The organism is Devosia sp. FKR38 (assembly GCF_005222805.1).
Taxonomy (GTDB): domain Bacteria; phylum Pseudomonadota; class Alphaproteobacteria; order Rhizobiales; family Devosiaceae; genus Devosia.
The window spans coordinates 25,805-43,788 of the sequence record NZ_STGC01000005.1 but is presented as its reverse complement, the minus strand read 5'-3'; the positions used below and the strand labels follow the sequence as shown (position 1 = coordinate 43,788).

General features: G+C 63.7%; 17 protein-coding genes, 1 pseudogene and 2 riboswitches. Of the genes and pseudogenes, 12 read left to right on the top strand and 6 right to left on the bottom strand.

Annotated elements, in window-relative coordinates:
• Window positions 1-14: 14 nt before the first annotated feature.
• From E8M79_RS05335 to E8M79_RS05315, 5 genes are all read right to left on the bottom strand, one after another.
• Window positions 15-866, bottom strand: coding sequence for a carbohydrate ABC transporter permease (locus E8M79_RS05335; RefSeq protein WP_137150923.1), 852 nt, complete (start codon window positions 864-866; stop codon window positions 15-17).
• Entirely contained in the window at window positions 856-1,791 is a 936-nt protein-coding gene (locus tag E8M79_RS05330; RefSeq protein WP_137150922.1) for a sugar ABC transporter permease, read from the bottom strand. Before E8M79_RS05330 ends, E8M79_RS05335 begins: the two co-directional genes overlap by 11 nt.
• Before the next feature lie 132 nt (window positions 1,792-1,923).
• Window positions 1,924-3,141, bottom strand: a complete 1,218-nt coding sequence (locus tag E8M79_RS05325; protein ID WP_137150921.1) for a sugar ABC transporter substrate-binding protein — start codon at window positions 3,139-3,141, stop codon at window positions 1,924-1,926.
• Between the two features lie 83 nt (window positions 3,142-3,224).
• Window positions 3,225-4,037, bottom strand: a complete 813-nt coding sequence (locus tag E8M79_RS05320) for a DUF4037 domain-containing protein (protein ID WP_248304908.1) — start codon at window positions 4,035-4,037, stop codon at window positions 3,225-3,227.
• Window positions 4,038-4,041: 4 nt separating this feature from the next.
• Entirely contained in the window at window positions 4,042-5,364 is a 1,323-nt protein-coding gene (locus tag E8M79_RS05315; RefSeq protein ID WP_137150920.1) for an alpha-L-fucosidase, read from the bottom strand.
• Between the two features lie 212 nt (window positions 5,365-5,576).
• On the opposite strand from E8M79_RS05315, the gene E8M79_RS05310 reads away from it, so the two are divergent.
• The 7 genes and pseudogenes from E8M79_RS05310 to E8M79_RS05280 all read left to right on the top strand — a co-directional run bounded on the left by E8M79_RS05310 (window position 5,577) and on the right by E8M79_RS05280 (window position 13,945).
• Window positions 5,577-6,584, top strand: coding sequence for a LacI family DNA-binding transcriptional regulator (locus E8M79_RS05310; protein WP_137150919.1), 1,008 nt, complete (start codon window positions 5,577-5,579; stop codon window positions 6,582-6,584).
• Window positions 6,585-6,619: 35 nt separating this feature from the next.
• Window positions 6,620-6,802, top strand: a pseudogene (locus E8M79_RS05305) (3-keto-5-aminohexanoate cleavage protein); the annotation flags it as partial.
• Between the two features lie 468 nt (window positions 6,803-7,270).
• Window positions 7,271-7,376: riboswitch (guanidine-I (ykkC/yxkD leader) on the top strand.
• A gap of 154 nt (window positions 7,377-7,530) precedes the next feature.
• Window positions 7,531-9,210, top strand: a complete 1,680-nt coding sequence (locus tag E8M79_RS05300; RefSeq protein WP_248304907.1) for an ABC transporter ATP-binding protein — start codon at window positions 7,531-7,533, stop codon at window positions 9,208-9,210.
• A gap of 11 nt (window positions 9,211-9,221) precedes the next feature.
• A complete protein-coding gene (locus E8M79_RS05295; protein WP_137150916.1) occupies window positions 9,222-10,073 on the top strand; it encodes an ABC transporter permease in 852 nt (283 codons plus the stop codon).
• Window position 10,074: 1 nt separating this feature from the next.
• Window positions 10,075-11,067, top strand: a complete 993-nt coding sequence (locus E8M79_RS05290; RefSeq protein WP_137150915.1) for an ABC transporter permease — start codon at window positions 10,075-10,077, stop codon at window positions 11,065-11,067.
• 149 nt (window positions 11,068-11,216) lie between these two features.
• A riboswitch (guanidine-I (ykkC/yxkD leader) is annotated at window positions 11,217-11,325 on the top strand.
• Between the two features lie 60 nt (window positions 11,326-11,385).
• Window positions 11,386-12,936 (top strand): ABC transporter substrate-binding protein, encoded by a 1,551-nt coding sequence (locus tag E8M79_RS05285; protein ID WP_137150914.1) that lies wholly within the window; start codon window positions 11,386-11,388, stop codon window positions 12,934-12,936.
• 58 nt (window positions 12,937-12,994) lie between these two features.
• Window positions 12,995-13,945 carry an MBL fold metallo-hydrolase gene (locus tag E8M79_RS05280; protein WP_171015728.1) on the top strand — a complete coding sequence of 317 codons (951 nt, stop codon included), beginning with the start codon at window positions 12,995-12,997 and terminating at the stop codon, window positions 13,943-13,945.
• A 101-nt stretch (window positions 13,946-14,046) separates the two neighbouring features.
• Here E8M79_RS05280 and E8M79_RS05275 read toward each other — a convergent pair whose 3' ends face one another.
• The gene (locus E8M79_RS05275) at window positions 14,047-14,946 is read right to left on the bottom strand and encodes an AraC family transcriptional regulator (protein WP_137150912.1); all 900 of its coding nucleotides are present in this window, start codon (window positions 14,944-14,946) and stop codon (window positions 14,047-14,049) included.
• 190 nt (window positions 14,947-15,136) lie between these two features.
• On the opposite strand from E8M79_RS05275, the gene E8M79_RS05270 reads away from it, so the two are divergent.
• From E8M79_RS05270 to E8M79_RS18650, 5 genes are all read left to right on the top strand, one after another.
• Entirely contained in the window at window positions 15,137-15,547 is a 411-nt protein-coding gene (locus E8M79_RS05270; RefSeq protein ID WP_137150911.1) for an ester cyclase, read from the top strand.
• A 65-nt stretch (window positions 15,548-15,612) separates the two neighbouring features.
• Window positions 15,613-15,921, top strand: coding sequence for an antibiotic biosynthesis monooxygenase (locus E8M79_RS05265; RefSeq protein WP_137150910.1), 309 nt, complete (start codon window positions 15,613-15,615; stop codon window positions 15,919-15,921).
• An 83-nt stretch (window positions 15,922-16,004) separates the two neighbouring features.
• The gene (locus E8M79_RS05260; protein ID WP_137150909.1) at window positions 16,005-16,955 is read left to right on the top strand and encodes an alpha/beta hydrolase; all 951 of its coding nucleotides are present in this window, start codon (window positions 16,005-16,007) and stop codon (window positions 16,953-16,955) included.
• 51 nt (window positions 16,956-17,006) lie between these two features.
• A complete protein-coding gene (locus E8M79_RS05255; protein ID WP_137150908.1) occupies window positions 17,007-17,753 on the top strand; it encodes an SDR family oxidoreductase in 747 nt (248 codons plus the stop codon).
• Window positions 17,750-17,884: a hypothetical protein gene (locus tag E8M79_RS18650; RefSeq protein ID WP_282568098.1), complete on the top strand. Its 135-nt coding sequence runs from the start codon at window positions 17,750-17,752 to the stop codon at window positions 17,882-17,884. The genes E8M79_RS05255 and E8M79_RS18650 overlap by 4 nt, the downstream gene beginning before the upstream one ends.
• Window positions 17,885-17,984: the final 100 nt, after the last annotated feature.

The window sequence follows — 17,984 nt, the reverse complement described above, 5'->3', positions numbered from 1 at the left end:
AATCCGATGAAACACTAACGCCCGCCCATGCCGGCATTCAGGGCGATGCTGTTGTAGATGAGCTTTTGCAGGATGATCGCCAGGACGATGCCGGGCAGCATGGAGAGCGTCGCGCCCGCCATGATGTAGTTCCAGGCCGTGCCCTGCTGGGTCTGAAACTGCGTCAGCCCGACGGGCAGCGTGGCATTGTCGGCCCCGGTCATGACGATGAGCGGCCAGAGGAAGTTGTTCCACTGCCCGATAAAGGTGAACAGCGACAGCAGGCCAATGGCCGGCATGGACAGCGGCACGATGATGCTGACCAGGATGCGCAGGCGCGAGGCGCCATCGATGCGGGCCGCTTCCTCGAGCTCCATGGGGATGGAGAGGAAGAACTGCCGCAGCAGGAACGACCCGAAGGTGCCAAAGGCCACCGGCAGGATGACGCCCTGGAAGGTGTTGACCATGCCCAGGCTGTTCACGATCAGGAACAGGGGAATGATCAGCATGATGGCCGGCACCATCAGCGTGCCCAGATAGGCCATCAGCAAAGCGTCGCGGCCGGGAAATTTGAGCCGGGCAAAGGCGTAGCCCGACAGGCAGGACACAAAGACCGTGATCACCGTGACGCTGCCCGAGACGACCAGACTATTGAGAAAGAAGCGCCCGAAGGGCAGCTGCGTCCAGGTGACGGCAAAGTTGTCCCATTGAAACACGCTGGGCAGGATGCGCACCGGAATGGCCAGCACTTCGGCATTGCTGCGCAGGGCGTTCGAGACCATCCAGAAGAACGGGAACAGGAACAGCAGGGCGACCAGGCCCAGCGCGACATGGTTGAGGATCTGCAGCGCCAGCGCGCCGCCGGCGGATTTGGACCTAGTTGTCATAATGCACCCATTTGCGCTGCATCCAGAACTGGAAGGCGGTGAGCGCCATGATCAGCGCGAACATCACCCAGGCGATGGCGGAGGCGTAGCCCATCTGGAAGTTCTGGAAGCCCTTCTGGTAGATGGCGTAGCCCAACGTGGCCGTGGCGGACCCCGGCCCGCCGCGGGTCAGCACATAGATCTGGTCAAACACCTGCAATGAGGTGATGGCCGTCATCACGGTGCCAAAGAACAGTGTAGGCGAGATCAGCGGCAGGCGGATCTTCCAGAACCGGTCCCAGGCGGTGGCCCCATCGATGCGCGCCGCCTCGAGATAGTTGGCCGGGACCATGTCGAGCGCGGCGTTGAACAGAACGGTGTTGTAGCCAACACCCGCCCAAAGCGAGACCACCACCACGGCCTGCATGGCCAGGTTCTGGTCGGTGAGCACGCTGGGCATGTGAATGGACAGGGCCCCCATGAGGAAATCGAAAAAACCGCCCGGCGCAAAGATCAGCATCCAGACGATGGCGACCGCTATGCCGGGCGTGAAGGTGGGGAGGAAGAAGATAACCCGAAACCACTTCTGGCCGACCTTGAGGCTGGATATCCAGACAGCAAGGCCAAGCGAAATCACCAGGTTGAGCACCAGATATTCGGCGGTGAAGAACAGGGTGTTGCGCAGCACCGGCCAGAATTGCGGATCGACGGTAAACAGGCGGACATAGTTGGCGAAGCCGACAAAGGCCGGCTGGCCGAGCAGTTTCCAGTTGGTGAAGCTCAGGACCACCGAGGCGATGATCGGCAGCACCAGGAACAGGATTACCCCGATCAGGCTGGGCAACAGGAAGAAGAACGCCGTGCGGCCTTCCCTGATGTCGAGCCGGTTGCGGCGCCGCGCCGCCGACCGGCTGGGCACCTTGGCCGTTTCCTGGGCAATGGTCATGCGTTTCTCCTCAACTGGACCCATCTGGCCCCTCCCGCTCGCGGGAGAGTCGACCCTTTGCAGGGCCAAGTGTGGCGCCCCGACCGCGTTGCCCCAAAGGGAATGGGCCGGTCGGGGCGCCGCCATGCCGCTTTACATCGGCAATTGGCTCTGGATATCGGACAGAACTTCTTCGGTGCTCTTGTCGCCATTCAGGGCCAGCGGCATGTACTGGGTGAGGAGGTTCTCGAAGTCGTTCCAGTATTCGTTGAGGCGGAACGGGGTGGAATGCTCGAACATGTATTTGAGCGTTTCGCGGGTGCCCGTGACATCCTTGGCCGCAACGTCATACCAGAAGTCCTGTTGGGCCAGACGGCCAGGCAGGGCGCGGCCGGCGGAGGCAAGGATTTCGGCGGCCTTGGGACCGGTCAGCACCTTGAGCGCCTTGAAGGCCTCTTCCTTGTGCTGGCTGGCTGCGGCAACGCCCCAGCCCGAGCCGGCGGTGATAAAGCGCGAGTCACCCGCGCCGCGCGGCAGCGGGGCGACGCCGATCTTGAAATCGACGCTGTCCTTGGTGTTCAGCAACACCCATGGGCCATCGATATACATGGCCGCGCTGCCGGCCGCGAAGCGACCGCTCCCACTGATGGCGCCGGCGCCCGAGGCAAAGACCGGGGAGGCCTTGTCGGCCACGGTGAGGTCGGCATATTTCTTGACCGCATCGACATAGCCGGCATTGGTCACGTCGAACTGGTTGGCGTCGTTGAAATAATCGGCGCCCAGGGCGATGGGGCCGGCCACATAGTCGAAGGCCTGCGTGGCATAGCCGAAGGTCTCGCCCTGAGTCAGGGCAATGGCGTCGGCCTTGAAATCGTCGAAGGTCCAGTCCAGCGCCGGCTCGGCAAGCCCGGCAGCGGCAAACTTGTCGCGGTTGTAGTAGACCAGCCACGGACCCACGTCATAGGGCAGTGCATATTGCACGCCGTCGTGGGAGAGGCCGTTCATGATAGAGGTCTCGAACTCAGCCTTGTCCATGCCGTCGGCGGCGATATAGGAATCGAGCGGTTCGAGTACAGAATAGAAGCTGGGCATGCGCATGGACTGCATGGCGACCAGGTCGGCGATCTGGCCGGACGAGGCCAGCACCGGCAGGCGCGTCCAGTAGTCGGTCCAGCCCGAGAACTGCGGCGTCACCTTGATATTGGGATATTCGGCGGTGACCAGGTCTGCCAGGCTGGTGAACAGGGCGGTGTCGCTTTCGTCGCCCCACATCTGCCAGGTCAGATTGACCGTTTCCTGAGCGGAGGCGGTCGTTGCGAGCAGGGAACTGCCGGCGAGAAGCGCAGCAGCCAGAACATAGGTTATTTTCACGTCAGTCTCTCCTCATTCGATTGTCGTGTGTCGTGCCGTTTGCGGGCCGGAGTTCTTGGGCTCCGGTATGGTCCGAGGCCGGGTCAGCTCGCGATCAGGGCCTCAATGTCTGTGATCATCGCGATGATTTGGGCGCGCTGCTGCCGCCAGGCGTCTTCGCCCGGAGCCGGCTCCAGAATGGCGGTCATGCGCGCGACGAAGTCGGGCGGCAGTTGGTCGAGCTCGGCTGCCATGGGCAGGTTCCAGCCGTCGCCGGGGTAGTATTGCCGGTTGTGGGCAAACAGCACCTGGATCATGGCATTGGTCAGCTTGCCCGCCAGCCCCACCAGGAACACCAGGTCGCGCCGCGCTACCTTGCTTTCATAGTGGTAGTCGCCCGCCCAATAGCGCAGCACCTGCCCATAGTGCTGCAGCGTGGCAAGCCGCAGCGGCTCGGGATAGACAGCCAGTTCGCGCTTCCAGCCCGCCAGCAGACCATCGGGATCGAGCACGATCTGCTGGTTGGCCAGGTCGGTGGGCAGGTGATAGCCCCAGATGGTCCAGTCAAAGGTCTTGGGAACCGCCGTGCCGACCAGCCAGGCATCGAGATCGCGCCGGACGCCGGCATAGCTGCGCATCCACACGCCATCCATGCGGAAGCCTGCCGCCTGCCAGCGCGTCATGGCCGCCTCAAACCGCGCCCATTGCGGGGTCTGCCGGGTATCCTCGCCACGATAGCCATCGGCATAGACGCGGAAATCATAATCCGACTGCTGATCGGAGCGTCCCTTGCCGCGCGAGCCGGCCAGGGCCACCGCGCCACGCCCACCATCGGCCAGATCGGCAATGATGGGCGCGACGTCGGCGATCAGGTCGACCTCGTTGAGCAAAGTGGCACCGCCCGGGGCCCTGGTCACTGGCTTAGTCCTTCAGGATCAGTTCAACGACCGGCACCACCACATCGGGCTTGAGGACTGGCAGCTCGAGGGTGAGGATATTGTGGCCCACCGCGACGCCGATGTTGGAATCCACCTCCGCCTCGGGGTCCAGCCAGTGGATCTCGCTGGCGTCATGCAGCAACTGGGCATATTTGACCTTGCCGCCCAGCCCCTCGATATGAATGTGCCGGAACGGCCAGTTCTGGACATGTACATAGAGGCGATTACCGCGCTGGGTGAAGCGAGTGCCACTGGGCGCGACAAAGCTCGATGGCCCTGCCCCGTAGATTGCGCGGCCGTTCAGGCGCAGCCATTCGCCATAGGTTTCGAGCGCGGTGATGGCGCGCTTGTCAAAGGCGCCGCGCGCGGTTGGACCGACATTCATCAGCAGATTGCCGCCGAGCGACACAGCGTCGATGAGAATGTTGATCAGCTGGGGCGCATCTTTCCAGCTCTGCTCGTCGCGGTGATAGCCCCAGGAGCCCGAGAAGGTGTGGCAGACCTCCCAGCGCACAGGCTTGCCATTCGCCGTGGGGGCAATGCGCGGCGTATATTGCTCGGGCGTTGCCAGATCCTTGGGGAAATTGCCGTCGGTGGGCAGGTCGAGCCGGTCACCCACGATGATGTCGGGCTGCAGCTTGCGCACCAGGCCGATCAGCTCCTCGCTTTCCCAGTCGAGACGCCCCTTGCCGGGCATGCCGCGGTATTCGCGCTTGGGATAGCTGAAGTCGAACCAGATCACCGAAATATCACCGAACTCGGTGAGCAGTTCCGTGACCTGATCGCGCATGTACTGGGCGTAATGGCGCACGTCGCGGCTCTTGTTCATCTCCAGCGCATCGGGGTGGTTGCGCAGTGGATGGATGCCATCAATGGGGAACTGCGGGTGGTGCCAGTCAATCAGCGAGTAATAGAAGCCGACCTTGAGACCTTCGGCGCGAAACGCTTCGACATAGGGCTTGAGCAGGTCCTTGCCATAGGGGGTATTGGTGGCCTTGTAGTCGGTGAACTTGCTGTCCCACAGGCAGAAGCCCTCGTGGTGCTTGGCCGTCAGAACGACATATTTCATGCCCGCCTCCCGCGCCCGGCGCGCCCATTCGCGTGGATCGTAGAGGTCGGGATCGAAGTTCTCGAAGTACTTGGCATAGAGGTCCGGCGCGATTTCCTCGCGGTGCTGCAGCCATTCGTGGCGCGCGCCCAGGGAGTAGAGCCCGAAATGAATGAACATGCCGAAACGGTCATTCTCAAACCAGGCTTTGCCCGGCGTGACGGCCTGACCACCCGCAAGACTGCGTGCGCTATCCAAGATCAATCCTCCCATTCCGGCCTATCGAACCGGTTCGACGATCATCCTCATTCGAGTGTGGTTTGGAGTCAAGTCCGTTTCTGAGTTCAGGTGAGTTTCAATATTTTCGTTGCGGAAAGCTTCCAGACTGGTAGGTATTCCGCCATTGCGCGCAGCAATGATGTTGAGCCAGGGCGATCGCCAATGGTCTAGAAGCGGTTCGAGAAAGCCTCATGGCCACTATCCGAGATGTTGCAAGGCTGGCCGAAGTCTCTGTCTCAACAGTATCTTTGGCGCTGAGCAATCCCAGCCGGGTCAGTCAGAAGACGCTGGAGCGGATCCGCCAGGCGGTTGCGGCGGTGGGCTATGTTGCGGACCCGCTGGCGCAAAGCCTGGCGCGCGGGCGCAGCCGCATGATCGGCTTTGTGGTGGGCAATGTCGGCAATCCTTTCTTCGGCGACATCCGGCGCGAGCTGGAAAACTATGCGCTCGAACACGAACATTTCGTGCTGATCACCGACTCATCGGGTCAGCCCGAGCGCGAACGCGCCTTGGTCGAGCATCTGATCGGACTCAAGATCGCCGGCTTGGCCCTAGCCCCGTCGAGCTTCGGTCCGGACTATGTCGACTTCATCCGGTCCATCAAAGTGCCCATGGTGTGCTTTGACCAGAAGGTGGCCGGCATCGAGCGCGATTTCGTCGGCTCGGACAATTTCCTGGCCGGCGCCATGCTGACCGAGCATCTGCTGCAGCTGGGTCATCGGCGCATCGCCTTTATCGCCGGCCCCAAGCACATGCACACCGCCTCCGAGCGCTATCGCGGCTTTGCCGAAACCATGGCGCGTGCTGGTGTCGAGGTTGACCCCAGGCAGGTGGTGGATGGCCAGTTCACCCGCTCGGGCGGCTATGAAGCGGCCATGCGCCTGCTGATCGAGCCCGAACGCCCCACCGCCATCATCGGCGCCAACAACGCCGTAGCCCTGGCAGCGCTGCAGGCCATGCAGGAGCTGGGCTTTTCCTGCCCGGACGACATCTCGCTGGCCATGATCGACAATATCCAGTGGAGCAGCGTGATGACCCCGCGCATCACCATGGTGGTGCAGGACACCCAGAAACTGGGCGGCATCATCGCGCGCCGCCTGCTGCACCGGATCGTCAGCGCCGACGCCGTGGACGAACCTCCCCAGGATTTTGTGCTGTCGCCGAGATTTGTACCCGGCACATCGTGCAAGCGGATTTGACGCCGCGCCACAGCCGATGCCCCTCTCCAAGGGAAGGCGATATGCGCGTGGGGCTGGAGGACAGTCTGTTCATCTCGCGTGGCGAACCGGCGGACAGCAATGCCCGACAGGCCGCCAAGATCCGGCGCATCGTCGAGGACCTCGGCTGCGAAGTCGCCACACCCGACGAGCCGCGTGAAATGTTGCAGCTCAAGGGCACCGACAAGGTCGCCTTCTAGGCTGACGACACGGTGTTCCGGATGGGCAAGTCAAACAAGCGGCGCGGTTTTCGCCGATGCTGGCGGCTCCTGCGCCGGATCGACCGGGAGTGTCGCCGGGAAATATCGCAAGCACGGGCAACCAGCGCCGGCTTCCACTACGCAAAGCTTGGGCGTCCCGGCCTCTACTCAAGCCTGAAGAACTGGCGTTGGAGAGACTTGGCCGGCATCCCTCCCGGCTAGGCCTGCCAAATCTCGAGGCCCTCTGCCCTTTCGGCCCATTGGCTGGTCGGCACATTGCCAAGTGCTCGACCGCGGTCGGAGAACATGACAGTGGCGAGCGCCCGAGTGGGTCCGTGTGGCCGCCCATTTCTTGGGCGAACAATGTCGCAAGCTGATCAATTCGTTTGCAGAGATCACCAGCTGATGGGCGTTTGCGGCCGGATCTCTAGGCGTTGCGTGCTGGCACGCCGTTTGCATCGTCATTTGGGAGTTGGCGGCTAGGGTTCCGGCGGAAACGCGTCTGGTCCGAGAGCTACCGCTGGTCGGGGGAGACATCCCGCCAGGTGCACGGCGGGATAAAAGCCCGGGAGACCTCGTAAGCCAGGGATTGGCGAGCGCAGCGTTTCGTCATCCCTCAACGTGAGGGATAAATGACTCCACCAGCGACGTTTGATCAGCCGGATACTTCCATCCTCTCCATCCGCGGCCTGCATGTTCGGCTGAGCCGCGATGGTCGACCCAGCACCGTGCTCGACGGTATCGACTTCGACCTGGATGCAGGCGAAGTGGTCGCGCTGGTTGGCGAAAGCGGCTCAGGCAAGTCCACGATCGGCCTTGCCTTGCAGGGCCTTCTGCCAGCCGAGGCGCAGCCTGAGATTTCCGGCAGCATCCGCCTTGCCGGTCGCGAGATCGTCGGCGCCAAGCCACATGATCTGCGCGCCATCCGGCGCAGCCTCGTGCGCGCCGTACCGCAGGATCCGATGGGGGCGCTTAATCCAACCATGAGCATCGGCAAGCAGTTGCGCGAAGGCGGGCTCAGTGCCGACGAGGTGGTCGAGTGGCTTGCCCGCACCGGCCTGCCAGCCCCCCAACGCATCGCCGCCGAGATGCCGCACCGGCTCTCCGGCGGCCAACGCCAGCGCGTGCTGATTGCCATGAGCATGGCGGCCAGGCCCCGGGTGCTGATTGCCGATGAGCCGACGACGGCGCTCGACGTCACCGTGCAGGCCCAGATCCTGACGCTGCTGAAGGACCTTGCCCGCGAACACAACACGGCGATCCTGTTCATCACGCATGACCTGGCGGTCGCTGCGGAGCTGGCCGACCGGGTGATGGTGCTCTATGGCGGCCGCGTCGCCGAAGTCGGCAACACAACGACACTTATTGGGGCGCCGCTCCACCCCTATTCGGCCGGCCTTCTGTCTGCCCGGTTCGACCTCGATTCCGACCGCAGCCGCCAGCTTGGAACGCTGTCGAGCGAGCAGCGTCGCGCGCGTCCGAACGGGGCGCACTGCAACTATGTCACCCGCTGTCCGCTTGCCGGAACCGATTGCGCCGAACGCCGGCCCGATCTTGTCCGGCAGCCCGATGGACGCCAGGTGGCCTGCTTCCACGCCGACCGCGTGCCGGACCTGCTAGCCCAGTCCCGAGAGGCGCCAGCTTGGCCGGAGGCAGCGGCCGGCGATGCCAATGCGCTTGAGCTCTATCGCATCACCAAGAGCTTTGGTTCGGGGGGCGGGCTGTTTCAGCGGCCGCGGCAGACGCAGGTGCTGGCCGGAATCGATCTGCGCATCCAGCAGGGCGAGTGTGTCGCGCTCGTCGGGGAAAGCGGTTCGGGCAAGTCTACGCTCCTGCGCATTGCCGCCGGCCTGCTGCCCCCCGACGAAGGCGATGTGTCCTGGTTTGGCGGCGTCCAGCCGCAGGTGGTGTTTCAGGATGCCGTCGCCGCGCTCACACCCTGGCTGACAGTGGACGAGCAAATCCGCGACCGCCTGCGACCGCTCGGCCTCAGCCGCGCCGAACAGAACAGCCGCATTGCGGCCGCGCTAGAGCTGGTCGGCGTCGATCCGGCACTGAGGAACGCCCTGCCGAGCGAACTCTCGGGCGGCCAATGTCAGCGTATCACCGTGGCGCGAGCGGTCATCGTTCCGCCCAGGCTGCTGCTGTGCGACGAGCCGATCAGCGCCATGGATGTGTCACTGGCCGCACAGACCCTCAACCTGCTGGGTAGCCTGCGCCGGAGCCTCGGCATGGCCATGCTGTTCGTCACGCACGACCTGGCGGCAGCCCGGCTGATAGCCGACCGCATTGCCGTGCTGGAAAAGGGGCATCTCGTCGAGATCGGCGAGCCCGACCAGGTCATATCCGCCCCCCAGGCCCCCTACACCAAAACGCTGGTCGGCGCCGTGCCGCGCCTGGCTAGTTGACGAGACCGCCCATGGCCCACCCAACCGAACTCGCCCCATCCACAAGCTCAAACTTCGACTGGCTTCGCCGCGTCGGCTGGCTCGAACGCATCGGCCTTGCCGGCGTGCTGGCCATCACGCTGATCGCCCTCATCGGCCCGCTGCTGCTGCCCTATGATCCGATGCTGCGTGTCGGCGCGGCCTATCTGCCCCCCGGCGGCAGCTTCTGGTTCGGCACCGACGAGATCGGTCGCGACCTGTTCTCGCGCGTCCTGCTCGGTGTTCGCTACACCTGGTTGCCGGGCCTGGCCGTGATCGGGGTTTCCCTGCTCATCGGCACGTCCGTCGGGGTCTTCGCCGGCATGGTGGGCGGCTGGGTGGATACACTGCTGCAACGCGTGGTCGAGCTGTTCCTTGTCCTGCCCTCCACCCTCATCGCCCTTGCGGTGGTGGCGGCGCTCGGACCGGGCCTCCTCAACACCATGATCGCCATTACCATTTTCTGGTGGCCCTGGTATGCCCGCATGTCGCGTGACGAGGTCCGCCGTATCCGTGCCCGTCCCCATGTCGAGGCGGCCCGCATCGCAGGGGTGAAGGGGCCGCGGCTGATGCTCCGCTATCTGCTCCCTGGTGCGGCTCCCGCGCTGGCCGTGGCGGCCACGCTCGATGTCGCCAACATCATCCTGACGCTGTCGGTGATTTCCTTCCTCGGCCTGGGCCTGCCGGCCCCGGCGCCCGAATTGGGCGCGATGACGTCGCGGTCGGTCGACAGCCTCACGACCTATTGGTGGCTGCCCATCATTCCGGCGCTGGTGATCTTCCTGATGTCCATGCTCGCCAATCTTGCGGGCGATGGCATCCGCTCAGCCCTGCGAGGTGCGTGACATGGCTGCCTATCTCTTCAAGCGCCTTGGTGGACTGGTCCTGGTGCTGGTGGTGATGAGTTTTATCGTCTTCTGCCTGCAGGCGATCATTCCCGCCGACCCGGCAAGGGCCCTCGCTGGACCCTCTGCGCCCCCGGAGACCATCGCGCAGATCCGCACCGAACTTGGTCTGGATCAGCCCCTGCTGGCGCAATATGGCACGTTCGTGCGCCATCTTGCCGAGGGCAATTTGGGCACCTCGATCCGCACGCGGCAGCCCGTGGCTGCCGATGTGCTGAAGTATGGCCCGGCCTCGCTCGAGCTGATCATCGCCGCCATGCTGCTGGGGACCAGCCTGGCCTTCATCCTCGCCTTCGCCCAGACCACGATGCGGCGGTCTGGAGCGGTGCGGCTTGGCATGCTGGCCGCGGGATCGTTTCCGATTTTTCTCACCGCGCTCCTGTTGGCCTATTTCCTCTGGTTCAAGCTCGGCTGGTTCCCCGGCAGCGGCAGGCTGGATATTCGCCGGTTCACCGGGCCCACGGGCTTGTTTGTCCTGGACGGTCTGTTGCTGGGTCGCCCCGACATTGCCCTCAATGCGCTGTGGCATCTTGCCCTGCCCGCGCTGACCCTGTCGGTACCGATTGCCATCTCGGTCGGGCGCTCGCTGAATTCGGCCTTGGTGGACGTCTTGCGACAGCCCTATATCCGCACGGCCCATGGAAAGGGCCTCAGCGGCGGCAGGATTTTCCTCCGCCATGGCCTGCGCAACGCTGCGTCGGCGCCGCTGGCCATGCTGGGCCTGCAGGTCGGTCTGCTCTATGGCAATCTTCTGATCGTGGAGCGGATCTTCTCCTGGCCTGGACTGGGCCTTTACACCGTGCAGTCCTTCGCCAGTTCCGACCTGCCGGCCATTCTCGGCGTCGCCATGGTGTTTGGCGCGTTCTACATCCTCATGACAATGCTGGTGGAGATCCTGCAATCGGTGGCTGACCCGCGGATCGCGCTGCGATGAGATTGTCGACATTGCATGCTATGGAGAACCTCTGCCCATTGATTCAGCAATGCCGACGGCGCGTCAGGTCTTCGACGAAAGTAAATGCTATTCTTTTCAAGAACTTAGAGCTTTCAAGACTCTGGCACAGCCTTTGCATTGTCTTGCCTGAGACTGGTGGCTAGGGTTCCGGCGCTGTTCAGCGTGTCTGGTCCGAGAGCTGCCACCGGCGGACAATTCAGTCCGCTGGGCGCACGGCGGGACAAAAGCCCGGGAGACCTCGTAAGCCAAGGGATTGGCGACGATGGTCCGTCAATCCCTGTTCAAGGGAGCGACGTCATGTCGTCAAATATGAAGCCATTTACCCGCATCACCCGCAGGCTGCTGATCGGCGCCGCGCTGCTTACGTTGGCTGTGTCGGCCAGCGCGGTCCAGGCGCAGGAGACGCTGCGCCTGCCCATCGCCACTGATTTCGATTCCTTCGACCCGGACAATGCCTTCGAGATGGACGGGCTCTCCGCCATCAACAATGTCTATGAGGGCCTTGTCGAATACGTACCGGGCAGTTCCGAGATTCGCGGCCTTTTGGCCAAGGACTGGTCTGTTTCGGACGACGGCCTGACCTACACGTTCAACCTGGTGGAGGGCGCCACCTTCCACGATGGCACGCCGTTCAACGCCGCTGCAGTCAAGACGTCCTTTGAGCGCCGCCGCGATAGCGAGCTGGTTCTGAGCTACTTCCTGTGGAACGTCACCGATATCGCGGCCCCCGACGACAAGACTGTGGTCATCACCCTGGGCATGCCGCAACCCTCCCTGCTCGATAGCCTGGCTAGCCCCTGGGGCCCCAAGGTCATCAGCCCCAAGGCATTGGCCGACAATGGCGGCGGCAAGGCCGCAAGCGCATGGCTGGACACCCATGCGGCTGGCACCGGGCCATTCAAGCTCGCGAGCTTCGAGCGCGGCCAGGGATACAGCTTCGAGCGTTTCGATGGCTATTATGGCAAGGCCCCCTACTTCTCGACCATCGAACTGCCGCTCGTGCCCGACGTCGGTCAGCAAGTCCTGCAGTTGCAGTCGCAGGAGACCGATGCCGTGCCGTCCAACTATCCCTGGGCCCAACTGGCCGCCCTTCCGGGGGACCTCGTGGCAACGGCTGCGCCCAGCACATCGGAGATCATCGGCTTCGTGAAGCCGACTGGCCCGCTGGTCGATGACGAGATCCGCACCGCCTTCCTGACCGCCATCGCGCCGGCCACCTGGGTAGCCGATGCTTTCGGCGCCTATGGCCACCCCGCCAAGTCGGTCTATCCCGAAGCCATGCTGGACCCCGTGACACCTGTGGTCTTCCCGACCGATCTGGACGCGGCCAAGGCCACGGTGACGGCGAAGGGCCCGATCTCGCTCACGATCGGCATCAGCACCGAGGAGTCCAATGCCCTCGGTCGCGTCGGGGACCTGCTCGTCGCCCAACTGGCCAGTATCGGCATTACCGCCACCGTCACCATCCTGCCGCAAAGCGCCGCGTTCGGACTCAAGGACAATCCGGACGGCCCCGATTTCTACATCGGCAAGCTGACCCCGGACGCGCTGCACCCGGAAAACCAGTCCGGCATCTTCTTTGCGTCGGGCGCGCCCATCAATTTCTACGGTCGGAGCCTGCCTGAAGCCGATGCCTTGCTGCAGGAGGCCGGCACGCTGACCGATGTGGCGGCGCGCAACGCCCTCTACGAGAAGGCGGGTCACCTCTACTTCGACAAGGGCCTGTTCATTCCATTGGTTGGCGTTGACGACGTTGTCGTCAGCCCCAAGGGCCTGGTCGATCTCGACCTGCGCGCCGCCTATGCCCCGGGCAATATCGACTATGGCTCGGTCCGCTGGGCCGAATGATCATTCGGGGCGGCCAACGGCCGCCCTTCACCTCCCGCCCGACGGAGCCATCATTTCAATGACTGATACCCCCGCTCGCGCGCCCTTCGTCCCGAAGCTGCGCATCTCCCATCTCAATGACTACCTGATCTGCTTCTACGATGGTCGCGATATCGCCGACTATCCGGCCTGGATTCAGGGCAATATCGATATGAAGTTGGGCGTCTGCAACTACGTGCTGCATCGCGGCGACCATGCGATCATCTTCGACACCATGCTCTACAAAGAGCACATTCTTTTCATTGACCGCTATATCCGCGACATGGGCATCAAGCATGTCTCAGTGATCAACTCACATTGGGACTGCGACCATATAGCCGGCAATTTCCTCTACAAGAACAGCGATATCATCTCGACCAACAAGACGCGCTGGAAGCTGCAGTCGCATGCCCAGGAGATCATCACCGGCGCGATCTGGGGCGCGGGCGATCCGGAATATCCGGGCGTGGACGAGTTGGTGCTGCCCAACCGGACGTTCGATGGTCGCATGACGGTGTGGCTGGGAGACCTGCAGATCGAACTGATCGAGACCTTTGTGCACCAATTGGGACACCTGGTGGCCTATTTGCCCAAGGACAAGATCCTGCTCGCCGCGGATGCGGTGGAGGACACCGTGCCGTTCAACACGCCGGCCATGACCGCCGAAATGCCCATCCAGCTGATGACCTACAAGTCGCTACTGGCCATGGATGTGAGCAGGATCTACCCGTGCCACGGGCGCCCGGAGGTGATCGAGGGCGGTGGTTATACCCAGGACTTCACCGCCGCCATGCTCGACTACAATGTGCAGTTGCTGTTGCGAAAGGACGAGACCGACTATCTGACGGCGCCGCTCGAGAGCTTCATCCAGCCCTGGCTGGATCGCGGCGTCCTGGCCATGCATGAGCCCTATCGGCGGCTGCATGCCAACAACGTCACCCTCACCGACCGCGCCTATGGCGGCAAGCCCACCCCAGAAGTCCCGATGTAGGCGAGGCGCTGCAGCGCAATCCCAGGCGAAAGCTGGCTGCCAGCCAGGGAAGCGGAGCGGGACGATCCGTCTGCAGTTGGACGCCCTGCCCCGACCGGTTGCTAGAACACCGCCGCCGTCATTGCTGGCGTGCTGCGCAGTCTGATCGCATCCTTGCTGGGCGGCGCGCCGAACTGGCGGCGATATTCGCGGCTGAACTGGGACGGGCTGTCATAGCCGACCTGATAGCCGATCTCTGCGACATCGCCGTGCTGGGCGGCCAGCATGAGCCGGGCTTCCTGCAGCCGGATCTGTTTTTGAAACTGGATCGGGCTCATCGCGGTTGCGGCCTGGAAGTTGCGATAGAAGGCCGAGACGCTCATGCCGCAGATCGCCGCCACGTCTTCGACGCGAAAGGCGCGGGCATAGTGGTCGCGAATCCAGCGCACGGCCCGGGCAATATGGCTGAGGTTGCTGTCGGCCAGGCCAAGCTGGCGCACAGCTGCCCCCTGCTCACCAACGATCAATAGCCAGAGGATTTCGCGCTTTATCAGCGGCGCAAGCACGGGAATATCGCGTGGAGAATCGAGCAAGCGAAGCAGACGTGTCACAGCGTCCAGCAGCGCTGCAGGCGCGGTGCTCACTGTCATGCCACTGGGCGGACTGCCCCTGCCATCGCGCAGATCGGATGCGCCCGCCTGTAGCAGGAGTTCGGCAATGCTGGCGGGGTGCAGCATCATGCCAAAGCCCAGTGCCGGACAGTCTGGACTGGCATCGATGAACTGCCCGGTCACTGGCAGGTCCAGCGAAGAGACCAGATATTCTCCTGGGCCGTATTCATAGACGCAGTCGCCGAGGGCCAGGCGCTTCATGCCTTGGGCTATCAGCGCCATGACTGAACTGGTCATCGAGGATTCCAGCTCAGAGACATCGTGACGCGCGATAAGCACCCCGTCGATCGGGGTGCTCATGTCTGCCCGCGCATGGCGGTCGATCAGGCTGCGCAGTTCGTCCAGCGGCATGACGCGCTCTCCATATTGGCAGATTCATTGCTAGCACAACCCAGCGACGACGTCGTGCATAATTCTACGTAATGATAGGATTGTGCAAGATCGAGAGAGGATACGCCTAACGCCGGAGCAGCCATCGGTGGTTCAGTGCAGTCATCGGCGGACGACAGGGCCCGCCAGACCTGAACCAACGGAGACCATCATGTCTGAACACAACAAGCAGATCGCCCGCTACTACTTCGAAGGCCTTGATGCCCAGAAGTCCCCGCCTGCGGAGTGGGTGACGCCGGACTTCGTGCTGCATATTGCCGGCTCGCCGGACATGGACATCAACGCGGCGCGTGAATTCTCCGTCGGGCTCGTCACCGCCGTGCCGAACCTCACCCACCCGATCGTCGAGCTGATCGCCGAAGGCGACAAGGTCTCCTATCGGGGCCGCTATGAGGGGACGCAGTCGGCACCCTATCTCGGTGCCATGGGGCCCAGCGGCGTGTTGTCCGCAACGGGTGCCGGGGTCTTCCGCATTGCCGATGGCAAGGTCGCCGAGCTCTGGATCTGGCCCGACACGATGACGGTCCTGCAGCAGTTGGGCGTCCTGCCACAGCAGGGCTGACCACAAGCAAATGCAGCATGGGATCCGTGCTGCCCAATTTACCCACTCCACCAAGGAAAAGACCCATGACGATCCAACACGGCTTTCACGCCGCCATTCCCGCTCACCCTGGCCAGGGCGACGCCCTTGTCGCGCTTCTTCTGGCCGCCCCGTCGCTGGGCAATGACGACTGCCTGGTGTTCCTGGTCAGCCGCTCGGCCAGCAATCCCGACCTGGTCAGCGTCGCAGAAGGCTGGAGCAGCCAGGACGCGCACGCCAAATTCTTCGCCAGCCCGGCGGCGCAGGCCTTCGTCGCCCAGCTGGCCCCGTTGATTGCCGGGGAGTCCATCTACTCCGACGCTATCCCCGTGGGCGGCAAGGCCATCCTCGCCTAGCTGCCGACCTCCCCTCGCCCACTCAACTCACGCCCGGTCGATGTCCGGGCGCGCATACCCACACCCTCAAAACGGAGCCTTCCATGTCCATTCCCCGTCCCCCCCTCGACCCTGAACTGAGCACCAAGCTTGCCGACTTCCCGCTCGGCGTTGATCTCAATCCCGAACTGCTGGCGCAGATGCGCGAGTATGCGGTGCCCGCCGAAACCTATCTCAATGGCCGGGCGCTCGAGCGCCGCGAGATCGCGGTGACTGCCGCCGATGGCGCCAGCCTGCCCGTTACCGTGCTCCGGCCGTCGGCGCCCACGCAGAATGCCCCCTGCATCTATTGGCTGCACGGTGGCGGCATGGTGATGGGCGATCGCTTCGCCAATCTTGATATCCCGCTCGATTGGCTCGACCAGCATGGCGCGGTGGTGGTCACCATAGACTATCGCCTGGCCCCCGAAGTGTCGGGCACCACGCTGGTGGAGGACTGCTACCAGGGCCTGCTGTGGCTCGCCGCCCATGCCGGGGACCTCGGCATTGATCCCGACCGGATCGTGGTGGCTGGCGCCAGCGCCGGTGGCGGCCTTGTGGCGGGCACGGTGCTGATGGCGCGCGATCGCAACGGCCCGCCTATTGCTGCGCAGATCCTGATCTGCCCGATGCTGGACCATCGCAATGCGACGCCGTCCAGCCAACAATATGCCGGCGAGCCCGGCGTCTGGACGCGCGAGAAGAACCTCTTCGCCTGGCAGGCGGTGCTTGCCGGCCAGAGGGACGAGATCTCCAGCTACATCTCGCCGGCGCTCGAAACCAATCTGGCGGATCTGCCGACCACCTATATCGACGCCGGCACGGCCGAAGTCTTCCGCGATGAAGACGTCGCCTATGCCAGCAGGATCTGGGCGGCGGGCGGACAGGCCGAGCTGCACATCTGGGCCGGTGGCTTCCACGGCTTTGATGCCATGTTCCCCGATGCGGGTGTGTCCATGGCAGCCCGCGCTGCCCGCAGCGCCTGGCTAAGCCGCATCCTCAAAACCCTTGCCTGAATCCCGGGTCGAATCCGGCCCCAAACTCATCCCAACCAAAGGAAATTTCTCATGAAAACCGTTCTCATCACTGGCACCTCCTCCGGCTATGGCCTGGAAACGGCCCGCTACTTCCACGAGCAGGGCTGGAAGGTCATTGCCACCATGCGCCGGCCGCAGCCGGACCTGTTGCCCCAGTCCGACCGCATGAGCGTACTGCCGCTCGATGTCACCAATGCCGACAGTATCGCGGCCTGCCTGGCGGCTGCCGGCCCCATCGATGTGCTGGTCAACAACGCCGGCATCGGCATGGTGGGCGCCTTTGAGGCCTCCCCCATGGCGCAGGTGCGCCGTCTGTTCGAAACCAATACATTCGGGGTCATGGCCATGATCCAGGCCATCCTCCCCATGATGCGGCAACAGGGCGGCGGCGTCATCGTCAACGTCACCTCAAGCGTTGTGCTGTCGCCTTCGCCCTTTGCGGCCGCCTATACCGCGACCAAGACCGCCATCGAGGGCTTTTCCCGGTCGCTGGCCAAAGAGCTGGTTACCTTCGACATTGGCGTCAAGCTGGTTGAGCCTGGCTATGCGCCCACCACGCAGTTCGGCGCCAATGTCGAACTGCCGATCGCCGACCTGATCCCGGCGGCCTATGCCGATTTTGCGCGGCCCATCTTTGAGGCCTTTGCTGTTCCCAGTGTCACGACGCGGGAAATCGATGTGGCCGAGGCCGTGTGGCGGGCCGCCAATGACACCACCGGCCAGCAGCGTTTTCCCGCCGGTCCCGACGCCGTGGCGCAGTGGGAAGCCTCGCGATGAGCACGCGCGCGATCCTGGCCACCACCCTGCGCTGGCATCTGCGCAAGGCGCGGCGGAGCTTTCAGCTGCTTGGTCGCTGGCTGGCCCAGCCGGCGCCCTCGCCGACCCGCACCGGCGTGCGCTGGGGGTGACCAAGGCCGTCTCGCATCGTGCTCGAAGACCAGAGGAGCTCGAGGCCAAGTCCGGGCGCGCAGAACGCGCGTCCGGACCGTCCAGCGTCGCATGCGGGTC